Annotated in this window: 26 protein-coding genes; 9 read left to right on the top strand and 17 right to left on the bottom strand. The window is 69.7% G+C overall.

Features of this window, described 5'->3' with window-relative positions:
* Positions 1 to 40: 40 nt before the first annotated feature.
* The 10 genes from QFZ27_RS05480 to QFZ27_RS05435 all read right to left on the bottom strand — a co-directional run bounded on the left by QFZ27_RS05480 (position 41) and on the right by QFZ27_RS05435 (position 9,206).
* Positions 41 to 1,042: an ABC transporter substrate-binding protein gene (locus QFZ27_RS05480; protein ID WP_429225082.1), complete on the bottom strand. Its 1,002-nt coding sequence runs from the start codon at positions 1,040 to 1,042 to the stop codon at positions 41 to 43.
* Between the two features lie 29 nt (positions 1,043 to 1,071).
* Positions 1,072 to 2,025: an ABC transporter permease gene (locus QFZ27_RS05475; RefSeq protein ID WP_429225081.1), complete on the bottom strand. Its 954-nt coding sequence runs from the start codon at positions 2,023 to 2,025 to the stop codon at positions 1,072 to 1,074.
* Complete coding sequence (locus QFZ27_RS05470; RefSeq protein ID WP_429225080.1) at positions 2,022 to 2,942, bottom strand: ABC transporter permease; 921 nt, start codon at positions 2,940 to 2,942, stop codon at positions 2,022 to 2,024. Before QFZ27_RS05470 ends, QFZ27_RS05475 begins: the two co-directional genes overlap by 4 nt.
* 13 nt (positions 2,943 to 2,955) lie before the next feature.
* Positions 2,956 to 3,783 carry an ABC transporter ATP-binding protein gene (locus QFZ27_RS05465; protein ID WP_429225079.1) on the bottom strand — a complete coding sequence of 276 codons (828 nt, stop codon included), beginning with the start codon at positions 3,781 to 3,783 and terminating at the stop codon, positions 2,956 to 2,958.
* Positions 3,784 to 3,786: 3 nt separating this feature from the next.
* Complete coding sequence (locus tag QFZ27_RS05460; protein ID WP_429225078.1) at positions 3,787 to 5,037, bottom strand: Zn-dependent hydrolase; 1,251 nt, start codon at positions 5,035 to 5,037, stop codon at positions 3,787 to 3,789.
* A gap of 43 nt (positions 5,038 to 5,080) precedes the next feature.
* Positions 5,081 to 5,602 carry a hypothetical protein gene (locus QFZ27_RS05455; RefSeq protein ID WP_429225077.1) on the bottom strand — a complete coding sequence of 174 codons (522 nt, stop codon included), beginning with the start codon at positions 5,600 to 5,602 and terminating at the stop codon, positions 5,081 to 5,083.
* A gap of 98 nt (positions 5,603 to 5,700) precedes the next feature.
* Positions 5,701 to 6,981, bottom strand: coding sequence for an NAD-dependent dihydropyrimidine dehydrogenase subunit PreA (gene preA, locus QFZ27_RS05450; RefSeq protein WP_429225076.1), 1,281 nt, complete (start codon positions 6,979 to 6,981; stop codon positions 5,701 to 5,703).
* 67 nt (positions 6,982 to 7,048) lie between these two features.
* Entirely contained in the window at positions 7,049 to 7,504 is a 456-nt protein-coding gene (locus QFZ27_RS05445) for a PIN domain-containing protein (protein ID WP_429225075.1), read from the bottom strand.
* A complete protein-coding gene (locus QFZ27_RS05440; protein WP_429225074.1) occupies positions 7,501 to 7,809 on the bottom strand; it encodes a type II toxin-antitoxin system Phd/YefM family antitoxin in 309 nt (102 codons plus the stop codon). The genes QFZ27_RS05445 and QFZ27_RS05440 overlap by 4 nt, the downstream gene beginning before the upstream one ends.
* A gap of 38 nt (positions 7,810 to 7,847) precedes the next feature.
* Positions 7,848 to 9,206 (bottom strand): NAD(P)-dependent oxidoreductase, encoded by a 1,359-nt coding sequence (locus QFZ27_RS05435; protein WP_429225073.1) that lies wholly within the window; start codon positions 9,204 to 9,206, stop codon positions 7,848 to 7,850.
* A gap of 253 nt (positions 9,207 to 9,459) precedes the next feature.
* On the opposite strand from QFZ27_RS05435, the gene QFZ27_RS05430 reads away from it, so the two are divergent.
* Positions 9,460 to 10,026, top strand: a complete 567-nt coding sequence (locus QFZ27_RS05430) for a putative glycolipid-binding domain-containing protein (RefSeq protein WP_429225072.1) — start codon at positions 9,460 to 9,462, stop codon at positions 10,024 to 10,026.
* 9 nt (positions 10,027 to 10,035) lie between these two features.
* Here the strand turns inward: QFZ27_RS05430 and QFZ27_RS05425 are convergent, their stop codons facing one another.
* Positions 10,036 to 10,617: a CGNR zinc finger domain-containing protein gene (locus QFZ27_RS05425; RefSeq protein ID WP_429225071.1), complete on the bottom strand. Its 582-nt coding sequence runs from the start codon at positions 10,615 to 10,617 to the stop codon at positions 10,036 to 10,038.
* Between the two features lie 76 nt (positions 10,618 to 10,693).
* Here QFZ27_RS05425 and QFZ27_RS05420 point away from each other — a divergent pair, with 76 nt between their 5' ends.
* Both QFZ27_RS05420 and QFZ27_RS05415 read left to right on the top strand, forming a co-directional pair.
* Complete coding sequence (locus tag QFZ27_RS05420; protein ID WP_429225070.1) at positions 10,694 to 11,575, top strand: DMT family transporter; 882 nt, start codon at positions 10,694 to 10,696, stop codon at positions 11,573 to 11,575.
* Positions 11,576 to 11,614: 39 nt separating this feature from the next.
* Complete coding sequence (locus QFZ27_RS05415) at positions 11,615 to 12,301, top strand: TetR/AcrR family transcriptional regulator (RefSeq protein WP_429225069.1); 687 nt, start codon at positions 11,615 to 11,617, stop codon at positions 12,299 to 12,301.
* Here QFZ27_RS05415 and QFZ27_RS05410 read toward each other — a convergent pair whose 3' ends face one another.
* Positions 12,302 to 12,559, bottom strand: a complete 258-nt coding sequence (locus tag QFZ27_RS05410) for a hypothetical protein (RefSeq protein WP_429225068.1) — start codon at positions 12,557 to 12,559, stop codon at positions 12,302 to 12,304. It lies immediately after the preceding gene.
* Between the two features lie 94 nt (positions 12,560 to 12,653).
* On the opposite strand from QFZ27_RS05410, the gene QFZ27_RS05405 reads away from it, so the two are divergent.
* On the top strand, positions 12,654 to 13,259 hold the full coding sequence (locus tag QFZ27_RS05405; RefSeq protein WP_429225067.1) for a hypothetical protein: 606 nt from the start codon (positions 12,654 to 12,656) through the stop codon (positions 13,257 to 13,259).
* Between the two features lie 13 nt (positions 13,260 to 13,272).
* On the opposite strand, the gene QFZ27_RS05400 is transcribed toward QFZ27_RS05405, so the two are convergent.
* Positions 13,273 to 14,292 carry a S1C family serine protease gene (locus QFZ27_RS05400; protein ID WP_429225066.1) on the bottom strand — a complete coding sequence of 340 codons (1,020 nt, stop codon included), beginning with the start codon at positions 14,290 to 14,292 and terminating at the stop codon, positions 13,273 to 13,275.
* Between the two features lie 189 nt (positions 14,293 to 14,481).
* On the opposite strand from QFZ27_RS05400, the gene QFZ27_RS05395 reads away from it, so the two are divergent.
* The 3 genes from QFZ27_RS05395 (at position 14,482) to QFZ27_RS05385 (ending at position 16,283) form a co-directional block, all read left to right on the top strand.
* Positions 14,482 to 14,961 carry an Lrp/AsnC family transcriptional regulator gene (locus QFZ27_RS05395; protein WP_429225065.1) on the top strand — a complete coding sequence of 160 codons (480 nt, stop codon included), beginning with the start codon at positions 14,482 to 14,484 and terminating at the stop codon, positions 14,959 to 14,961.
* 55 nt (positions 14,962 to 15,016) lie between these two features.
* Entirely contained in the window at positions 15,017 to 15,649 is a 633-nt protein-coding gene (locus QFZ27_RS05390; RefSeq protein ID WP_429225064.1) for a hypothetical protein, read from the top strand.
* A 136-nt stretch (positions 15,650 to 15,785) separates the two neighbouring features.
* Positions 15,786 to 16,283 (top strand): peptidylprolyl isomerase, encoded by a 498-nt coding sequence (locus tag QFZ27_RS05385; RefSeq protein WP_429225063.1) that lies wholly within the window; start codon positions 15,786 to 15,788, stop codon positions 16,281 to 16,283.
* Between the two features lie 59 nt (positions 16,284 to 16,342).
* Here the strand turns inward: QFZ27_RS05385 and QFZ27_RS05380 are convergent, their stop codons facing one another.
* The 4 genes from QFZ27_RS05380 to QFZ27_RS05365 all read right to left on the bottom strand — a co-directional run bounded on the left by QFZ27_RS05380 (position 16,343) and on the right by QFZ27_RS05365 (position 18,613).
* A complete protein-coding gene (locus QFZ27_RS05380) occupies positions 16,343 to 17,044 on the bottom strand; it encodes a hypothetical protein (protein WP_429225062.1) in 702 nt (233 codons plus the stop codon).
* Between the two features lie 96 nt (positions 17,045 to 17,140).
* Positions 17,141 to 18,130, bottom strand: a complete 990-nt coding sequence (gene dmeF / locus QFZ27_RS05375) for a CDF family Co(II)/Ni(II) efflux transporter DmeF (protein ID WP_429225061.1) — start codon at positions 18,128 to 18,130, stop codon at positions 17,141 to 17,143.
* A 17-nt stretch (positions 18,131 to 18,147) separates the two neighbouring features.
* Positions 18,148 to 18,333: a hypothetical protein gene (locus tag QFZ27_RS05370; RefSeq protein WP_429225060.1), complete on the bottom strand. Its 186-nt coding sequence runs from the start codon at positions 18,331 to 18,333 to the stop codon at positions 18,148 to 18,150.
* A gap of 16 nt (positions 18,334 to 18,349) precedes the next feature.
* Complete coding sequence (locus QFZ27_RS05365) at positions 18,350 to 18,613, bottom strand: metal-sensing transcriptional repressor (protein WP_088153075.1); 264 nt, start codon at positions 18,611 to 18,613, stop codon at positions 18,350 to 18,352.
* Positions 18,614 to 18,841: 228 nt separating this feature from the next.
* Here QFZ27_RS05365 and QFZ27_RS05360 point away from each other — a divergent pair, with 228 nt between their 5' ends.
* Positions 18,842 to 19,537, top strand: coding sequence for a phosphatase PAP2 family protein (locus QFZ27_RS05360; RefSeq protein ID WP_429225059.1), 696 nt, complete (start codon positions 18,842 to 18,844; stop codon positions 19,535 to 19,537).
* Positions 19,534 to 20,439, top strand: a complete 906-nt coding sequence (locus QFZ27_RS05355) for an AEC family transporter (RefSeq protein ID WP_429225058.1) — start codon at positions 19,534 to 19,536, stop codon at positions 20,437 to 20,439. The genes QFZ27_RS05360 and QFZ27_RS05355 overlap by 4 nt, the downstream gene beginning before the upstream one ends.
* Positions 20,440 to 20,452 lie beyond the last annotated feature (13 nt).

The raw sequence follows: 20,452 nt of genomic DNA, 5'->3' as shown, positions 1-20,452 counted from the left end.
GCCGGCGAAAGCCGGCCCTTTTTGTCGAAGGACGCCTTGCCTACTTGGCCATCGCCTTGTCCCAGGCGGCGTGGGTCCAGGCCGCGTCGCCCGGGTCCTTGGTGATCACCGGGTCGCTCTTGCTCGACAGCAGCACCTGCACCGTGCGCTTGTACGCCTCGGGGTCGAGCCAGCCGATCTTGTCGTCCGACACGGTGATCAGCTTGGCGATGTTCTCGGCCATGCGGGTCTGCACCGCGTCGGTGGTGGCGCCCGACGCGTCGGCCTCGGCCACGATCTTGCCGGCTTCGTCCGGATGCGCCTTAGCATAGGCCCAGCCCTTGGCCGACGCCTTGATGAACTTGCCCAGCCGATCGACGAAGGCCGGGTCCTTCAGCTTGGAGTCGAGGGCGTACAGCCCGTCCTCCAAGGTCGCGACGCCCTGGTCCTCGTAATAGAAGGTGATCAGGTCCTTCTCCGGCACGCCGGCGTCGATCACCTGCCAGTATTCGTTGTAGATCATGGTCGAGATGCAGGCCGCCTGGTTCTGCAGCAGCGGGTCGACGTTGAAGCCCTGGCGCAGCACCGTGACGTCCGGGTTGGAGCCCGAGGTCGACAGGCCCAGCTTGCCCATCCAGGACAGGAACGGATATTCGTTGCCGGCAAACCAGACGCCCAGGGTCTTGCCCTTGAAATCGGCCGGCGACGTGATCCCGCTTTCTTTCTTGCAGGTCAGCATCATGCCGGAGCGGTTGAAGACCTGCGCCACATTGACCAGCGGCACGCCCTTCTCGCGCGCCGCCAGCGCCGCCGGCATCCATTCGACGATGACGTCGGCGCCGCCAGCCGCGATCACCTGCGGCGGCGCGATGTCCGGCCCGCCCGGCTTGATCGTGACCTCCAGCCCCTCATCGGCGTAGAAGCCCTTCTCGGCGGCGACGTAATAGCCGCCGAACTGCGCCTGGGTGACCCATTTCAGCTGGATGGTGAAGGGATCCGCCGCCTGCGCCGGGCCGAAGCCCAGCACTGCGATCGCGGCCAGTCCCAGAATGATTTTTTTCATAATGATGCCTCTCCCGTTCGTTGGATCTTTCAGCGTTCCGCTTGCCGCATCGAAGGGTGCCAGAAGGTGGTCGCCCGCTCCACCAGCGCGAGCAGCCCGTAGGAGGCGGAGCCGGCGATCGCCGCGACCAGGATGGTGGCCCAGACCATGTCGACATTCAGCCGCGCCACCTCGGTCGAGATGCGGAAGCCCATGCCGTAGATCGGGGTGCCGAAGAACTCGGCCACGATGGCGCCGATCAGGGCCAGGGTGGCGTTCAGCTTCAGGGCGTTGAAGATAAAGGGCAGCGCGCCCGGCAGCCGCAGCTTGCGCAGCGTCTGCCAATAGCTGGCGGCGTAGGAGCGCATCAGGTCGCGCTCCATCGCCCCGGCGGCCTCGAGGCCCGCCAGCGCGTTCACCAGCATCGGGAAGAAGGTCATGACCACGACCACCGCGGCCTTGGAGTGCCAGTCGAAGCCGAACCACATGATCATGATGGGCGCGATGCCGACGATCGGCATGGCCGAGACGGCGGAGCCGAGCGGCAGCAGGCCGCGCTGCAGGAAGGGCGACCGGTCGATCGCGACCGCGGTCAGGAAGCCGGCGCCGGAGCCGATCAGGAAGCCCGGTATGGCCGAGCGGATGAAGGTCTGGACGAAATCGACCCACAGCGTGTCGGTGCTGGCGGCGAAGCGCGCCCCGATCTGCGACGGCGCCGGCAGCAGGATCTGCGGCACCTGGAAACCGGTGACCAGCACCTGCCACAGCCAAAGCAGCACGGTGCCGAACAGGATCGGCACGGCAATGCCGGCGGCCCGGCCGGGCACCGGCGACAGGCCGTGCAGCGCCATCCAGGACGCGGCCACCGCCGCGACGATCGGCAGGGCGATCCACGCGGTGGCGGACGCGAACACGCCGCCGTCGGCGATCCACTGGAGCACGAATCCGGCGAGGATCACCGCCAGGAGCAGCCAGCCCAGGCTGCGCAGCACCCGCGCGCTCATCCCCGGCCTCCGCGGCTGGCGATCACGGCGCGCTCGGTGAGGGTGACGGCGAAGACGCAGAGCAGGGCCAGCAGCGCCGCTATCACCAGCGCCGACCACAGCTGGATCATCTGGCCGAAATACGAGCCGGTGAGGAGCCGCGCGCCGATGCCGGCCTGGGCGCCGGTCGGCAACTCGCCGACAATCGCACCGACCAGGGCCAGCGAGATGCCGATCTTCAGGCTGGGGAACAGGAACGGCACCGCCGCCGGCCAGCGCAGCTTCCAGAACACCTGGGCGCCCCTGGCGGAATAGGTGCGCATCAGGTCGAGCTGCAGCGAGTCGGGCGAGCGCAGGCCCTTGACCATGCCGATGGTGACCGGGAAGAAGCTGAGATACGCCGAGATGATCGATTTCGGCACCACGCCGGTGAGGCCGATATTGCCGAGCACGACAACGATCATCGGCGCGATCGCCAGGATCGGCACGGTCTGGCTGGCGATCACCCAAGGCATCAGCGACCGGTCGAGCGTCGGCACATGGACGATGCCGACGGCGAGGAGGATGCCGAGCAGCGTGCCGAGCACGAAGCCGACCAGGGTCGAGCTCATCGTCACCCAGGCGTGGTAGACGAGGCTGCGGTTGCTGGTCACCGGCCGGCCGACGGTGCTGCCCCACAGGTCGGTCGCGACCTGGTCCGGCGTCGGCAGCAGCGGCCGGTCCAGCTTCCAGATCGCGTCGAAGAACTGCGCCGTGGTCCAGTCCGGCCCGGCACGGTTCAGCCGCTCCACCGCCTGCGGCGCGTTCAGCCAGAACGAGCCGAGATACCAGAGGACCAGGAACGCGCCGAGCACGGTCGCCAGCGGCAACGCCCTCCCGCCTTTCAGCCGCGCCCAGGTGCCGGGGCGGGCGGGCAGGGATTCGGCGAGTGCGGTCATGCGCGCCTCACCCTCATTCGTAGGAATGCCCGGCCCGGAGGCCTTCGCGGACCTGCTGGGCGATGGCGAGGAACTCCGGGGTCTCGCGGATGTCGAGGTCGCGCTGGCGCGGCAGGTCGCTGTCAATCACGTCGAGGATCCGGCCGGGCCGCGGCGACATCACCACGATCTTGGAGGACAGGAACACCGCCTCCGGGATCGAATGGGTGACGAAGATCACGGTCAGGTTGCTGCGGTTCCACAGGTCCAGCAGATGGACGTTGAGGTTGTCGCGGGTGATCTCATCGAGCGCGCCGAACGGCTCGTCCATCAGCAGCAGCTTCGGCTGGAAGCCCAGCGCGCGGGCGATCGAGACGCGCTGCTGCATGCCGCCCGAAAGCTGCCAGGGGAACTTCTTCTCGAACGGACCGAGCCCGACGGTGGCGAGCGCGGCCCGCGCCCGCTCCTGCCGCTCCGCCGCCGGCACGCCCATGATCTCGAGCGGCAGCTCGACGTTGCGGCGGACATTGCGCCAGGGGTAGAGCGCCGGCGCCTGGAACACATAGCCATAGGCGCGGGCCAGCCGCGCCTGCTCCGGCGTCATCCCGTTGACCGTGACCGAGCCGGCGGTCGGCCGCACCAGGTCGGCCACCACCCGCATCAGCGTGGTCTTGCCGCAGCCGGACGGGCCAATCAGCGACACGAACTCGCCCTCGCCGATGGTCAGATCGACATCCTGCAGAGCCACCACCGGCGCATCGGCGGTCTGGAAGGTCAGGCCGAGGCGCCGGGCCTCGACCACCGGCGGGGCGCTAGACGCCGTGCGTGGAGGCTGCTCGGGCCTGACCGCCGACACCGCCATGCCTCAGCCCGCCTTCTGTTCGAGCGAGCGGTCGTAATCGAGCACGGCGCGCAGCAGCACATTGGCTCCGGCGGCGGCGTGGTCGAACTCGATGCTCTCCTCCTCATTGTGGCTGATGCCCTCGCGGCACGGCACGAAGATCATCGCGGTCGGCGCCACCCGGGCGATGTAGGCCGAGTCATGCCCGGGGCCGGAGACGATGCGGCGATGGGCGAAGCCGTTCGACCGGGCGGCGTTCTCCACCGCGTCGATGCAGGCCGGGTCGAACTTCACCGCCGGCGAATCCCAGATCGCCTCGACCTTGACCTCGAGCTTCAGCTCGGCCGCGATCCGCTCGATCGCCGCCCGTGCCGCCGCCTCCATTACCCCGATCTTCGCATCGTCGGGGTTGCGGTAGTCGATGGTGAAGAAGACCTCGCCGGGGATCACGTTACGGCTGTTCGGCCGGACCTCGACCAGGCCGACCGTGGCGACCGCATCGGCGGTGGCGTCGCCGACCGCGATCACCGCCTCGATCATCCGCGCGGCGCCGCGCAGCGCGTCGCGCCGCAGCCGCATCGGGGTCGAGCCGGCATGGCTCTCGCGGCCGGTCACCGTCACCTCGTACCAGCGCATGCCCTGCACGCCGGTGACGACGCCGATCACCTTCTCCTCGGCCTCGAGGATCGGCCCCTGCTCGATGTGCAGCTCGAAATGGGCGCCGAGCCTGCGCTGCCCGACCGGGACCGGGCCGCGATAGCCGATCCGGTCCAGCTCGTCGCCGAAGCGCAGGCCGTCGCGGTCCTCGCGGCTGTAGGCGTACTCCTTGGTGAACACCCCGGCGAAGACGCCGGAGGCCAGCATCGCCGGGGCGAAGCGGGAGCCCTCCTCATTGGTCCAGTTGATGACCTCGATCGGCGCGTTGGTCTCGTAGCCGGTGTCGTGCAGCGTGCGCAGCAGCTCCAGCCCCGACAGCACGCCGAGGATGCCGTCGAACTTGCCGCCCGTCGGCTGGGTGTCGAGATGGCTGCCGACGCAGATCGGCGGCAGCGACTCATCCCGGCCCGGCCGGCGGGCGAACATGTTGCCGACCTCGTCGACGGTGACGGTGCAGCCGACCGCTTCGCACTGCGTCCTGAACCAGTCCCGCACCTGCTTGTCCAGGTCGGTCAGGGTCAGGCGCTTGACCCCGCCCTTCGGGGTGCGGCCGAGCTCGGCGGTCTCCATGATCGCGTCCCAGAGGCGCTGCGGATCGATCTGGATATTCTGCTGCATCGTCACGTCCTCGGGCGGAGTCGTCGATCAGGTGGGCCTTCGATCAGGCCGGCTTGCGGATGAACTCGCCCTCGATGGTGGAGGCCGGCTGGCCCGCCACCTCGCGGGTATAGGCCAGCTTCAGATGGGTGGTGTCGACCAGGGTGCGGCGGTAGAGCTGGCGCTCGACCTTGCCTTCCTTGGTGGTGCCGACGACCTCGACCGTCAGGGTCGGGCCCGACAGGCTGGCGGTGGCATAGGCGCGGTCGGCCGGGACCGTGGCGGTCCAGAAGTTCGGCCGGGTCGAGGACTGGAAGACCAGCTCGCGCTCGCGGAACTCCAGCCCGTCGGTGCCGTCGCCCGCCTGGACGTTGCGCCAGAACAGCCGGAAGCCGCCATCGGTCCGCGGCTCGACGATCACCGCCGAGGCGCGCTGCACCTCCTGCTGGCTCGAGCCGATCCAGGAGCCGGCGAAATCGTCGATCTTCGCCTCCGCCACCGGTCCGGATGCCGGCTCCTTGCCGGCGCATCCGGCGAGCACCGCGGCCACGATCCCCACCAGCACCGCGCGTCGCATGACAGCCATTGTACCCCTCGCTTCTTTTCGTATCGGATGATCGGAAGGGCGCCATCATGACCGATCGCTCCCGAGCCGACGATGCCAAATTGCAGCAAAGTAAGGGGTTATTCGGCGGCGTCCTTGCGCATCGGGTTGTTGGGGTGGTGCTGCCAGTTCAGATAGGGCCGGCCGGTGTCGACCGCCTCCATGGTGATGCAGTTGTCGACCGGGCAGACATGCATGCACAGGTTGCAGCCGACGCACTCCGCCTCGTTGATCTCATAGCGCCGCGCGCCCTCGGGCGTGCGCAGCTTGAAGATCGACTGGTGCGAGGTGTCTTCGCAGGCGATGTAGCACTTGCCGCACTGGATGCAGGCGTCCTGGTTGATATTGGCGACCGACTTGAAGTTGATGTTCAGGTCCTGCCATTCGACGAAGTTCGGCACCGCCAGCCCCTGGAAGGCACGGGTGCCGGCATAGCCCTTCTGGTCCATCCAGTTGGCCAGGCCGGACGACATGTCCTCGACGATCTTGAAGCCGTGGGTCATCGCCGCGGTGCAGACCTGGACGTTGGTGGCGCCCAGCGCCATGAACTCCGCCGCGTCGCGCCAGGTCGAGATGCCGCCGATCGCAGAGATCGCCATGCCCTGGCATTCCGGGTCGCGCGCGATCTGCCCGACCATGCGCAGCGCGATCGGCTTCACCGCCGGGCCGCAATAGCCGCCATGGGTGCCGAGGCCGTCGACGGTCGGCGTCGGCGCCATCAGGTCGAGGTCGATCGACACGATCGATTGGATGGTGTTGATCAGCGACACCGCGTCGGCGCCGCCACGCTTGGCCGCCCGGGCCGGGCCGAGGATGTTGGTGATGTTCGGCGTCAGCTTCACGATCACCGGCATGCGCGTGTACTGCTTGCACCAGCGGGCGACCATCTCGACATATTCCGGCACCTGGCCGACGGCGGAGCCCATGCCGCGCTCCGACATGCCGTGCGGGCAGCCGAAGTTCAGCTCGATGCCGTCGGCACCGGTGTCCTCGACCAGCGGCAGGATCGACTTCCAGCTCTGCTCCTCGCACGGCACCATCAGCGACACGATCATCGCCCGGTCCGGCCAGTCGCGCTTGACCTGCTTGATCTCGCGCAGGTTGAGCTCCAGCGGCCGGTCGGTGATCAGCTCGATGTTGTTCAGGCCGGCGACGCGGGTGCCGTTGTAGCTGACGGCGCCGTAGCGGGAGGAGACGTTGACCACGGGCGGATCCTCGCCCAGCGTCTTCCACACCACCCCGCCCCAGCCGGCGCGGAAGGCGCGGACGACGTTGTACTCCTTGTCCGTCGGCGGCGCCGAGGCCAGCCAGTACGGGTTCGGGGAGCGGATCCCCAGGAAGTCGTTGCTCAGATCGGCCATCAAAGCCTCCTGCCAAAATCCAACGGCTCTGCGGCCGCTTTCCGTCCGACCGGCGGCGCCGGCCGGGTCAAACCGTCAACAGCGCCTCGATCTCGTCCGGCAGCCGGTCGCCGCGGAACGGGTTGCGCACGGTGACGCCGCCCAGCGCCACGCCATCCGCCATGTCCTCGCTCAGCAGCGTGGTGCAGCCGGCTTCAGCCACGGTCGCCACCAGCATTGCGTCCCAGAACGACACTTGGCCCTGCTCGGCCAGTTGCAGCGCCTGGGGCAGCAGCTTCGGCGTCGACGAGACGACCGGGAACAGCTCCAGCCAATCCCGGGTCTGTTCGGCCATGACGGTGCGTTCGCGCGGCCGCTTGCGCGAGCTCGAGTGGAAGAACTCTCCCAGCACCTGAAGCGTCATGACGCAATCCGCATCCGCCGAGCGGTCGACGATATCGGTCGCGCGGCGGTGTTTGACCGGATCGGTCTGGTCCATCGCGTAGAACAGGATGTTGGCGTCGATCGAAAAGCGACGGCTCATTTATCGCCACGCCTGCTCTCGGCACGCCTGCGCGCCAGCTCATCGTCTCGTTCATCGTAGATGGCGTTGCGGCCAGGCCAACCGCCCAGATCGAATCCCTGCGCCATCCTTTCGCGCGTCCGTTCCAGCGCCGCCTGCTGCGAGGGGGTCAGGACGCGCCGGCGCGACACCGGCACGACCCGGGCCACCGGCTCGCCACGGCGGGTGATGACGAATTCCTGGCCGGATTCGACCGCACGGATCATCTCGGCGAAGCCCTGATTGGCTTCGCGCAGGGTGATGGTGGTGCTGGACCCGTCGCTCATGGCGTCACTCCTCCGAATGCACTACCTATGTAGCACATTCAGCGCCGCAGCGCCCGGTCGATCGACAGCGCCGCCAGCTTGCCGTCCTGCACGGCGCTGACGGTGAGGTCCTGGCCCGGCACGCAGTCACCGCCGGCCCAGACGCCGGCCAGCGAGGTCTGCCGGTCCTCGTTCACGGCGATGCGGTTGCCGGCCATGTCCAGCGTCTCCGCCTCATTGGCGAAAGCGGAGGGCACGAGGTACTGGCCGATGGCGGTGAAGACCTGGTCGGCCAGCACGGTGAAGCGGTCGCCGGTGCCGGTCAGGCGGCCCTGGGCGTCGAGCTGGGTGTGCTCGAATTCGACCTCCTTGACCGACGGGCCGCGGCCGTTGGCCGGCCAGCCCAGGATGCGGCGCGGCTGGGCCCAGTGCCGGACGGTGACGCCGTTGACCTGGGTCCAGTCCTGCTCCTTCCAGGTGGCCGACATCTGTTCGGCGCCGCGGCGGTAGACCAGCGTCACCTCCTCCGCCCCCAGCCGCTTGGCCTGGGTGGCGGCGTCGATCGCGGTGTTGCCGCCGCCGATCACGACCACGCGGCGGCCGATCGGCACCGATCCCTTGTCCGCGGCCTGGCGCAACCGGGCGATGAAGTCGACCGCGCTTTCCACCCCGGCCAGGGCCTCGCCGTCGCAGCCCAGCGCGTTGACGGCGTTGTGGCCGAGGCCGAGGAACACGGCGTCGTAGTCGCGGCGCAGCTCGCTCAAGGAGATGTCGCGGCCCAGCGCCATGCCGGTGCGGATCTCGATGCCGCCGATCTCGAGGATATAGGCCAGCTCGGCCTGGGCGAAGCCGTCCGCCATCTTGTAGGCGGCGAGGCCGTATTCGTTCAGCCCACCGCCCTTTGCCTTGGCCTCGAACACCACCACGTCGTGGCCGAGCACGGCGAGGCGGTGGGCGCAGGCGAGGCCGGCCGGGCCGGCGCCGATAACGGCGACGCGCCGGCCGGTCAAGGGCGCGCGGCTGAACAGCTGTTCGTTGCGCAGAAAGACATGGTCGGTGGCGTAGCGCTGCAGGGCGCTGATCGCCACCGGCTTCTCCTCCTGGTGGTTGCGGACGCAGGCGTCCTCGCACAGCTCCTCGACCGGGCAGACCCGGGCGCACATGCCGCCCATGATGTTGGCGGTCAGGATGGCCTGGGCCGCGCCCTTCACATTGTCGGTGGCGATGCCCTTGATGAAGGCCGGGATGTCGATCCCGGTCGGGCAGGCCTCGATGCAGGGCGCGTCGTAGCAGAAATAGCAGCGGCTGGATTCGATCAGCGCGGTGCGCCGGTCGAGCGGCGGATGGATCTCCGCGAAGTCCTCGGCGATGCGGTCGGCGCCGAGGCGCCCGGCCGCGATGTCGGATCCCGTCGTCATTCCCAGCCTCCGATGGCCGGCCCGACCGGCCCTCCGCCCGTCGATCCCGTCCGTCATGCCTGAAGCCGCGCCCGGATTTCCCGGATTCCACTGCGGCCCCGCGCCTCACCTGGCGAGACGGTATCGAGAACCTGACCAAACGGTCAACTCTATTTTGAATTGAGAATCAGTCTCAATCTCGTTTGTTGCGAGGGACCGAATCATGCTAGGAACGTTTCGAGAACGATAGGAACAGGCGCACGGGAGACGGCGCATGGATCGACATGTCCGGTGGGTCCCGGCCGAAGGCATCGGCCTGGAGCATCTGCGGCTGCACCGCAGCGGTGCCTGGATCCAGGCCGACAGCGTGGTGATCGGCGGCGATGCCAATCATGAGTCGGGGGGCATCGAGTGGGCGTTGAGCTACGCCATGGTGATGGACGCCGAATGGCGGGTGCGGTCGGTGGCGGTGACCGATCATGCCGGAGACCGGCGGCTGCGGCTGCTGGCCGATGGCGGCGGCGCCTGGACCACCGGCGACGGCACGCCGCTGCCGCAGCTGGACGGCTGCATCGATGTCGACCTGGTGGCGACGCCCTTCACCAACACCCTGCCGATCCGGCGGCTGGGTCTGGGGCCTGGCGAATCGGCCGAGATCAAGGTGGCCTATCTGCCGCTGCCGGATCTGACGCCCTTCGCCGCCTCGCAGCGCTACACCGCCCTGGCGCTGCGGCGCTGGCGCTACGAATCGCTAGACGGCAGCGGCTTCACCGCCGAAATCAGCACCGACGCCAACGAGCTGGTGCTGGACTATCCCGGCCTGTACCGCCGGGTGGGGTGACAGCCGGTCTCACGCCCCCGATCGCTGCCGCTGGCGGAAGCGGCGGACCTTGTCGGTAGTGCCGCAGTCGCTCATCAGGCACCAGCGCCGGCTGGCGTTCTTGCTGCGGTCGTAGAACAGCCAGGCGCATTCATGGCCGGCGCAGCGCTTCAGCCGCGCCGGCTCGCCCCGGAGCAGCAGGTCGAGCGCGTCCATCGCCAGACGATGCCGCACCGCCGCGCCGTCGACGGGCGGCTCATCCCGCCAGGCGCCGCCGGCCGCGGTGACGGTCAGCCGCCGGCGGGACGCCGCCTCCGCCACCTCCTGCTGCAGCGACACGACCGCCTCCGCAGGCGGCTCGACCCGGACCGCGATGGCGTCGAACACCGCGTGCAGCGTCGCGCGCAGCCGGATCAGCCGCGACCACTCCTCCCGGTCGATTTGGGGCGTCTCGCCGAAGGCCTGCGCACACCAAGCGGCCAGCGCGGCAGGGTCGCCGGCGCGTTCCCGCGGCCCCGGCCCACCCCAGCCGGACAGGGTGTTGCAGTAGTCCAGGCAGGCGAAGCCGCCGACCAGGGGCAGCTCGGGAGGCGTCGGCTGGTCCGATGACATGAAACCAGCATAGCCACTTTGACAGGTTTCAGCGAGACCTATATCGTTACCAGCAAACGCGAGAAAGGTGGTTACGATGCGCTGGAACGCCCTCGGCCAGCTCTATGCCGGCGTCGGCCTGTCGGGGATCGGTCCGATCCTGATCCGCCTGAGTCCGGTCGACCCCGCCGCCACCGCCTTCTGGCGCCTGACGCTGAGCTGCGTTCCGGCCGCGATCCTGGCCTGGCGGTCGCCTTCCATGCCGGCGCGGGACATCGGCCTGGCCCTGCTGGCCGGGGTGATGCTGGCCGCCGACCTGGTGCTGTGGAACGCCTCGATCGTGCGCACCAGCGTGCTCGAGGCGACGCTGCTGGTGATGATCTACCCGCTGCTGGTGGCGCTGCTGCCGGCGCTGTGGTGGCGGCGCCGGCCGGACGGGCGGGTGGTCGGCGGTGGACTGATCGCCTTTCTCGGCATCGCCGTCCTGGCCGGGGCCCGCGGCGCCGCCGGCGGCGACCTGCTGGGCAACGGCATGGCGCTGCTGGCCGCCCTGTTCTACGCCGTCTGCTTCCTGATCTCGGCGGCGCTGTGCCGACGGCAGGACGCCGCCACCGTCACCTTCTGGACCCTGGTCGGCGCCGCGCTGGGCGCCCTGCCGGTGGCGCTGCTGCAGGACCGGATCCTGCCGGCGGAGGCGTCCGGCTGGCTCAATCTGACGGCCCAGGCGCTGATCGCCTTCGCCGCCCAGATCCTGGTCGCCCGCGCGCTGCGGACGCTCGACGCCGGCTTCTCCGCCATCGCCGGCTACGGCCAGCCGGTGGTAGCGACGCTGCTGGCCTGGCCGATCCTGGGCCAGGTGCCGCAGGCCGCCGCCCTGGTCGGCAGCGTCTTCATCATCGCCGGCATCGCGCTGGCCGGGCGGGGCGAGTCAGAACCGGCTGCGCCGCCCCGCCCGGGGGCCGCGGAGCCGGCACGCTGACCTATCGACGGCGCCGGCCATCCGGCCGATGATGCCGGCATGACCGATGCCGAGATGCTGGATTCGCCGGACGACACCGGCCTGGACTCGCCGCGGCCGAACGCGGGCAGCCGCCTGCGCCGGGCCCGCGAGGCGCAGATCCTGGACGCCGCCGAGGGCGTGTTCGCCGAGGCCGGCTTCTCCGGCGCCACCATGCAGGGCATCGCCGAGCGCGCCGGCCTGCCCAAGGCCAATGTCCATTACTATTTCGGCACCAAGGAGGCGCTGTACCGCGCCGTGCTGGCCCGCATCCTCGACCTGTGGGTCGACGCCTTCGACCATCTGGTGCCCGAGCGCGACCCGGCCGAGGCGCTGGCCGCCTATATCCGCGACAAGATGCGCTGGTCGCGCAGCCGGCCGCTGGCGTCGAAGGTGTTCGCCAACGAGATCATCCATGGCGCGCCGCAGGTCGCCGACTACCTGTCGGGCAAGCTGAAGCGGACGATCGACGAGAAGGCGCGGGTGATCGAGGGCTGGATCGCCGCCGGCCGGATGGCGCCGGTCGACCCCCGGCACCTGGTCTTCACCCTGTGGGCCGTGACCCAGACCTATGCCGATTTCGAGGCCCAGATCCGGGCCGTGCTGGGGCGCGAAACGATGGACGACGACGTCTTCCTGATCGCCGGCCGGCACGTCACCGGGCTGATCCTGCGCGGCTGCGGCCTGAAGCCGCCGCGCGGCGGTTGATCAGTCGCAGCCGCCCCCGCCACCATCTCCACCGCCCGAATCGCCGCAGCTGCCCGCGTTGGAGCCGTTCGAATCGGGGCCGCAAGTGACCTCCGCGCCCGCCTGGCCCCCTATAGAGGCGCCGCCGCCGAGCACCCAGGCCGGAACGCTGGCGGAGCCCGCCCCGCCGGCCCCGGCGCGCGGTCGGGAGGGCGCCAGGACGCGATAGACGATGAAGCCGAAGAGCAGAACCAGCAGGATCGGGATCGCGAAGCTCATCCGTACCATCCTTACAGTCCGGCCCCATTCTATCACAGGCCGTCGTCGCGACGCGTGCGTGGCGGCGCGCGCCGGTTTGCGCTAAGGATGGACCATGAATCTGCGCCTCCTTACCCCGCTGGCCCTGTTCGCCCTCGCCGCCTGCGCCGCCGAGCCGTATCAGCCGGCCTTGCCGCCGACAGTGCTGCAGAGCGGCGCCGTCCAGGGCGAAGCCGCTTTCGACCAGAGCCGCGGCGAGGCGCTGCTGGCCCAGGCCAAGGCCGCCGAGGCCAGTAACCCCGGCGAGGCCAAGAGCCTCTACCGCCAGGCCGGCATGGCCTGGCCGGACCTCGCCGACGCCTGGGACGGGCTGAAGCGGGTGTCGGCGAAGCAGAACGACGCCGCGGAGGCCAAGGCCGCCGGCTTCATGGCCGAGCGGGTGAAGCTGTATCCCGGCACGGCCATCGCCTCACAGCGCGAGGTCAATGTCGCGCTGCAGAGCTACATCCAGGAACAAGCCAAGCAGCCGACCGACGGCCCGGAGCAGCTGGCCTATGCCAAGCGGCTGGGCGAGTACTATGACGCGCAATATGCCCGCGCCGGCTTCTACACCCGCGAGAAGGACTTCGGGAACATCGAGGCCCACGACATCCCGGCGGTGGCGCTGACCGGCGGCGGCATCATCGGCTACGGCGCCAGCATGGCGACCAAGTTCGAGTAGCCGGCGACCGGGATCAACCCACCCGTTCGCGCGGCGTCACCGATACCTCCCGCACCCGGCCGTCGCGCAACAGGCGCAGGGCGGTGGCAACGCCGACCCGATCCACTCCGAGCAGCCGATGCAGCGCGTCGACGCCGTCGACCGGATGCCCGTCGATCGCCAGGATCACGTCGCCGACGCGCAGCGTCGCGGCCCCGGCGCCGCTTTGCAGCAGCTCCGCCACCCGCACGCCACCCGCGGCCGGCAGGCCGAGCGCCAGCTGTGTCGGCCGCGGCAGCCGGATGGTCTGTGCGGCGATGCCGAGCGAGGCGCGCCGCACCCGGCCATGGCGGATGATCTCCGACGCCACCAGCAGGGCGGTGTCGCTGCCGATGGCGAAGCACAGGCCCTGAGCGCCGGCGATCATCGCGGTGTTGATGCCGACCACCCGGCCCAGCGCGTCGACCAGCGGGCCGCCGCTGTTGCCGGGATTCAGCGCCGCATCGGTCTGCAGCACACCGTCGATCAGCCGGCCGGACCGGCCGCGCAGCGACCGGCCGAGGGCGCTGACCACGCCGGCCGTCACCGTCGCCTCGAAACCCAGCGGGTTGCCGATGGCGACCACCAGCTGGCCGACCTGCAGCGCGGCGGAGGAGCCCAGCGGCGCCCAGCCCGGCACGCTGTCATGCAGGCGCAGCACCGCGAGATCGGTGTCCGGGTCCTCGCCGACCGGCCAGGCGACGACGCTGCGGCCGTCGCTGAGCGTCGCGGTGATCGAGACCGCGCCGTGCACCACATGGCTGTTGGTCAGGACGAAGCCGTCCGGGGTGAAGATCACGCCGGAGCCGCTGCCCTGCGGCACCGGCGCACCGTCCGGCCCCTTGCCGGAGACACGGAGATGCACGACCGAGGGCGCGGCGGCGCGCACGGCGTCGATCACGGTACGGGAATAGGCGTCGAGCGCGGCGGCCTCCGTAGAAGCAGCGGATGGCGTCGAGGCCTCGGGCCCCGGCGCCGAGGCGTCGAGGAGGAAGCGGGTTTCGTAGCCGGGCATGGCAGGACCTTGGGAGCGGAAGGGACGGCACCGGCCGGCGCGTCCCGTTCCGAAGATGTAGGCATGCCGGGAGGAGAACCCAAGGGGAACAGAACCATGCCGAGCCGCCGGGCTGACGAGGATGGCGGCCCGGCGTATGGTCCGCGGCATGCGCGATTCGCGCATCAGTCACGGCAAGGATGCCCGGAGATGGCGATGGACGCGCTGGACGGCTTCGACTGGCGGATCCTGGCGGCGCTGCAGGACGACGCCCGGATGAGCAACATCGCTTTGGCCGAGCGTGTGCTGCTGTCGCCGTCGCAATGCGCCCGGCGGCTGCAGCGGCTGGAGGAGGCCGGGGTGATCCGCGGCTACGCGGCATTGCTGGATCCCGACCGCATCGGCCTGTCGGTCGCCGCCTACATCTCGATCACGCTGGAGAAGCATGGCGCCTTCACCGCCGAGGCTTTCCGCGAGGCGGTGCAGCGCCACCCCGAGATCGTCGAATGCTGCGCCGTGACCGGCGACGCCGATTACGAGCTGCGCGTGGTGGCGCCCGACCTGAAGGACCTGTCGCGCTTCATCATGGACAGCCTGATGCGGATCGACGGCGTGTCGGCCATCCGCTCGCGCATCGTGCTCGACACCATCAAGGACAGCCGCCGCCTGCCGCTGCCGCCGATGCCCTGAGGACGCCGCATTCGCCACCCCATCCTCCACCCCTGCGATTCAGACGAGACCGACCATGACCTTCCGCCCGCTGCTGGCCGCCCTTCTCGCCCTCGGCATGGCTGGACCGGCTGCGGCCGCCGAACCGGCGAAGCACCGCTTCACTGACCTGGTGCCGATCCCGCTGAAGCCGGGGTCGAACACGATCGAGCGCTTCGCGCCGGACGGCCGCAGCGCCATCGTCACCCTGGGCTGGCGCGAGAATGGCAACGCCCACGGCTATGACCTGTACTTGGTGCTGATGGCGGGCAACAGCGGCGTGCCGGAGGTGGTGGGCTTCGACACCTTGACCCGGGACGGCGGCGGCTTCGAGGATACCATCCGCGACGACCCGCACACCGGCGAGGACGTGGTGCGCAGCGTGCGCTTCGTCCGCGGCAAGATCGACAGCCAGCCCGGCACCTTCGTCTTCGTCGCCCAGCGCGGCTTCGATCCGGAGGAGGGCATCCCCGGCCCGAGCCTGGTCGACTATACCGTATTCAAGCTGGTGCCGGGCGAGGAGGTCGGGACCACGAGCGACATGTTCCAGCCGGTCGAGACGGTCCAGTCCACCACCAGGTTCTGCCATGCCGAGAAGGCTCTGCTGAAGCAATACGGCCTGCCGTTGACCAGGAGCTACGGCGGGCCTGACACGGCTGACGGTTGCTGATCCGCCGGGGCCGCATGCCGCACCGGGTTGCCCCGAAGCGCGACCCGTGCTTGTTTCTGGCCACCTTTCGCGACCCGTCCGGAGCGCCCAGCGCATGACGCGTTTCTTGCAACTTCTCGGGAGTCTTCTCCTCGCCATGGCCATCACCCAAGGGGCTTCGGCCCGCGACCTCGAAAACACCCTCTATCTCGACCTGGATCAGGCCGGTAAGGAGCGGGTGGTGATCGAGATGCGCCCCGACCTCGCGCCCAAGCATGTCGCCCGGATCAAGGAGCTGGTGCGGCAGGGCTTCTACAACGGCATCGTCTTCCACCGCGTGATCGAGGGCTTCATGGCCCAGACCGGCGACCCGACCGGGACCGGCATGGGCGGCTCCGGCCAGAAGATCGACGCCGAGTTCAGCCAGACGCCGTTCAAGCGCGGCACCCTCGGCATGGCCCGGGCGCAGAGCCCAAACAGCGCCGACAGCCAGTTCTTCATCATGTTCGCCGACGGCAGCTTCCTGAACGGCCAGTACACGGTCTGGGGCCAGGTGGTCGAGGGCATGGAGTTCGTCGACAAGATCAAGCGCGGCGAGCCGCCGGCCAACCCGGACAAGATCGTCAAGCTGCAGGTCGCCGCCGACGTCAAGTAAGGCACGGCTACCGATAGATCGAAGCGAAGCCCGGCTCCTTATGGCCGGGCTTCTGCGTTTCAGCGGAAGCGGAAGGCGATCAGCGGCATCTTGTAGGTCTCGCGCACCTCGGAGATCGGCTTGCCGTCCTGGCGCAGCACGATCGCCCGGTTCTCGAACAGCGAGGCCGCCGGGTCATAGGCCGGGGCCGGCGCCGCGGCGGCCCAGCCGGCCAACGCCACCGACGGCATCCGCTCCCACCCCTCCGGCAGGGCCTGCCACAGCACGGCCGAGGACAGGGTCCGGCGCGACGGCCCGAGCGGCCGGATGGCGCGGCCGAAGGGCGTGTCGCTGCCGGTCAGCGTCGCGTTGATCTCCGGCGTCAGCCGGTTCGGCAGGTACCAGTTGTCGGCCTCGGACAGCACCTGGTCGCCGCAGACCAGCTGGACCCGGCGATAGACCACCGGCTCGGCCGTGTCGGTGATCTCCAACTCCTGGCGTTGCGCCTCGGTCAGCGGCACTTCGCCGGGCACCCGCCTGGCGACGATCTTGGCCGTCGGCGCCAAGCCGTAGCGGCCGCACCAATCCTCCAGGAACAGGGTCGCGCTGTCGGTGGCGCCGAGCCCGGCGCGCAGCGACTGCACCAGCGCAGTCAGCGCCAGCCGGTCGGACAGGGCGGCGACGCCGGCCTCCTGGTTGCTCGCCACCTCGGCCCGGACCAAAGCGAGCGGCGCGGTCAGCACCAAAGCGGCAGCAGCGGCGACGATCGGCAGGCGGCGCACCTTTGGTCTCCTGGTTTCAGCCGGCCGAATCCGGCGCCGCGCAGGATGGCTGCAGCGCGTCCGGAAGGCGCCACGGCAATCCGCCGCAGGGCCGCTTCACGCCGCCACGTGGTCGCAGCGATTCACCTCGACCGTGACATGCGACAGGCCGGGCAGGCCGCCGAGCCGGGCCTTGTACTGGGCCGGCGGAAGCGGCCGGTCGCTGACCAGGGCGACGATGGCGGCGGCATGGCCGGGGCCGACGCGCCAAAGATGCAGGTCGGCGATGCGGTCGCCGCCGGTCTCGAGCCGGTCGCGGATCGAGTCGGCCAAGCCCGGATCGGGCACGGTGTCGAGCAGCACCGCCCCCGAATCGCGCAAGAGCCCCCAGGACCAGCGCGCTATCATGATGCCGCCGACGATGCCCATGACCGCGTCCATCCAGGCCCAACCGTAGAAGCGGCCGGCAAGCAGGCCGACGATGGCGCCAACCGAGGTCACGGCATCGGCCAAGACATGGAAATAAGCCGCGCGCAGATTGTGATCGCGGTCGTGGTGCCCGTGTTCGTGGCGGGAGTGGCCGTGATCATGGGCATCGTGATGCCCGTGGTCGTGATGGTGATGGTCGTGATGTCCGTGGCCGTGGTGGTCACCATCGTGCAGCAGCCAGGCGCTGGCGATGTTGACGGCGAGGCCGACGACCGCGATGACGATCGCCTCGTCATAGGCGATGGCGACCGGGTTCAAGAGGCGCACCACCGATTCCCAACCGATGCCGACCGACACCACCGCCAGCACCAGGGCGCTGGCGAAGCCGGCGAGGTCGCTCAGCTTGCCGGTGCCGAAGGCGAAGCGCGGGTCGCGGGCATGGCGGCGGGCGTAGCGATAGGCCAGCGCGGCGACGCCGAGCGCGCCGGCATGAGTCGCCATATGCAGCCCGTCGGCGAGCAGCGCCATCGAGCCGAAGGCGAGGCCGCCGAGGATCTCGACCAGCATCATCGCCGCGGTCAGCGCCACCACCCAGCGGGTGCGGCGCTCGTTGCGGGCGTGGTCGGCACCGAGGAACAGGTGGTCGTGCCGCCAGTCGTCGAGGGAATGGCTGTGCATCGCCGCCTCCCGGGGGTTCAATGGAGCAGGAGCATGGCCGGGTGGCCGGTCCAGTCGCAGACATCGCGCGTGGCCACTGCGACCGGCACCTCGGGATGGTTGTGGCGATACAGGGTCAGGGCGGCCTCGAAGGCCCATTCCGGCGGTTCGGCCCGGGCACAGAGCTCGCGATAGACCCGTTCGACGGCGACGCGACAGCACATGATGGTCTCGATGCCCTCACAGATACTTGGTGATCTCGCGCAGCGAGGCGAGCCGGGCGTCACGGCCCTCGGCTCCATTCGCCAGATGCGCGACGCAGTGATCGACATGGTCGAGGATCAGCATTGTCTTCGCCTTCTCCACCGCCTTGACCACGGCCTGGAGCTGCTGGGCGATGGCGAGGCCGTCCTCGCCGGCCTCGACCATGCGCAGCGTGGCGGCGAGATGCCCTTGGGCCCGCTTCAGCCGGCCGAGGATCTCGGGATTGTTGGCATGGCTCATGAAATTAACCTATCCCCCTGGAGGGGATAGCGCAAGCGACAGCTGGTCGCAGGCAGCACCCAAACGACGGTGTGATATCTGCCTGCGGTTAAATACATGTCTCTTCGGATCAATGCTGCTAAATGGCGTGCACAGCCAGTCATTGCAGATCCGCGACTCTCGGATGCCCGGAATGCCGTTTCTCGGCACCTCGGTTCCGTCGTAAACGACGGACATATCGGAGGGACAGTGGATCGATCGGAGACCATCGCGGCGCAGGACACCGCACCAGGCTGGGTGCACCGGCCCGTGCTGGCCAGCGGCATCGCCGTCGCCGTGCTCTGCGCCGTGCTGGTCGTCCTCGCCGACCGGCCTGCGGCGCTGTGGTTCGAGGCGCATCGCGGCTCCGAGATCATCGCCGCGGTGAAGGTGTTCACCGATATCGGCCTTGGCATCTGGTGGTACGCGGTGGCGATCCTGGGCTGGCTCGGCTTTCGCTTCGCCGCCTTCCTGGCCGCCTACGGCGATGTCCGGGCGCAGCGGCTGAAGCGGGCCCGCGGCTTCGGCTTCATGCTGGCCGCACTGGTCGGCACGACCCTGAGCAACTGGCTGCTGAAGGCGGTGATCGGCCGGCCGCGGCCGCGCCACCTGTTCCGCCAGGACGCCTTTGCGCCGCACCCCTTCGGCTGGGACCTGTTCTCGAACAGCTTCCCGTCCGGCCACGCCCAGACCATGGCCACGGCGATGGCCGCGCTGTGGATCCTGTTCCCGCGCTGGGGCTGGGCCTTCGCCCTGCTGGGCGGGCTGGTGGCGCTGAGCCGGGTGGTCGTGACCTCGCACTACCCGGCCGACATCGTCGCCGGCGCTTGGCTGGGCGTGGTGGTGGCGCTGGCCGTGCGCCGCTGCCTGGAGGCGACCGGCGGCCCGATTGCGATCGTGCGATGACCGCAATGATCGCGCTGATCGCCGCCCTGGTCCCGGTGCTGGCGCCGGTGGTGGCCGCCGCCGGGGTCGGCTATGTCTGGGCCCGGTCGCGCCACCCCTTCGACCTCGGCTTCGTCACCCGGCTGGTAACCTATGTCGGCTCGCCTTGCCTGGTGTTCTCGACGCTGACCAAATTCCATGTCCCGGCCGGCGAGATCATCGGCCAGGCCGGGCTGGCCATGCTGTCGGTGTTCGCCTGCGGCCTGGTCGGCGGCTTCGCGCTGTACCTGTCCGGCCGGACGGTGCGGCCGCTGCTGCCGACGGTGATGCTGCCGAATGCCGGCAATCTCGGCCTGCCGATCGCCTATTTCGCCTTCGGCGACGAGGGGCTGGCTCTGGCCCTGCCCTTCTCCGCCGCCATGACCCTGCTGCAGTTCACCGTCGGCGTCTCCTGCGCCTCCGGCCACAGCCGCTGGACCGAGATCCTCAGGACGCCGACGATCTACGCCATCCTGCTGGCGATCGTCTTCGCCGCCGGCGACATCGACACGCCGCGCTGGCTGGCCAATGCCACCGAGCTCTTGGGCGGCGTTACCCTGCCGCTGATGCTGATCGCGCTGGGTGTGTCGCTGGCCAGCCTGCGCATCGCCAATCTCGGGCATGCGCTGTGGCTGGCCGGGCTGCGGCTGGTGTTGGGCCTGGCCGCCGGATACGGCGTGGCCTGGCTGTTCAGCATCCCGCACCCGACCGCGGCGATCCTGATCCTGCAATCGGCGATGCCGCCGGCGGTGTTCAACTACCTGTTCGCCGCCCGCTATGGCGGCCCGGTGGAGGAGGTGGCCGGCGCCGTCGTCGTCGGCACCATCATCAGCCTGCTGACCCTGCCGGTGCTGCTGGCCGTCCTGATGGCCCAGCCCGGCTGATCGGAGAGACGCG

The organism is Inquilinus ginsengisoli, from assembly GCF_050434925.1.
Lineage (GTDB): Bacteria > Pseudomonadota > Alphaproteobacteria > DSM-16000 > Inquilinaceae > Inquilinus > Inquilinus ginsengisoli_B.
Note: the sequence above shows the minus strand (reverse complement) of the source record. Positions and strands in the feature narration are given on the sequence as shown.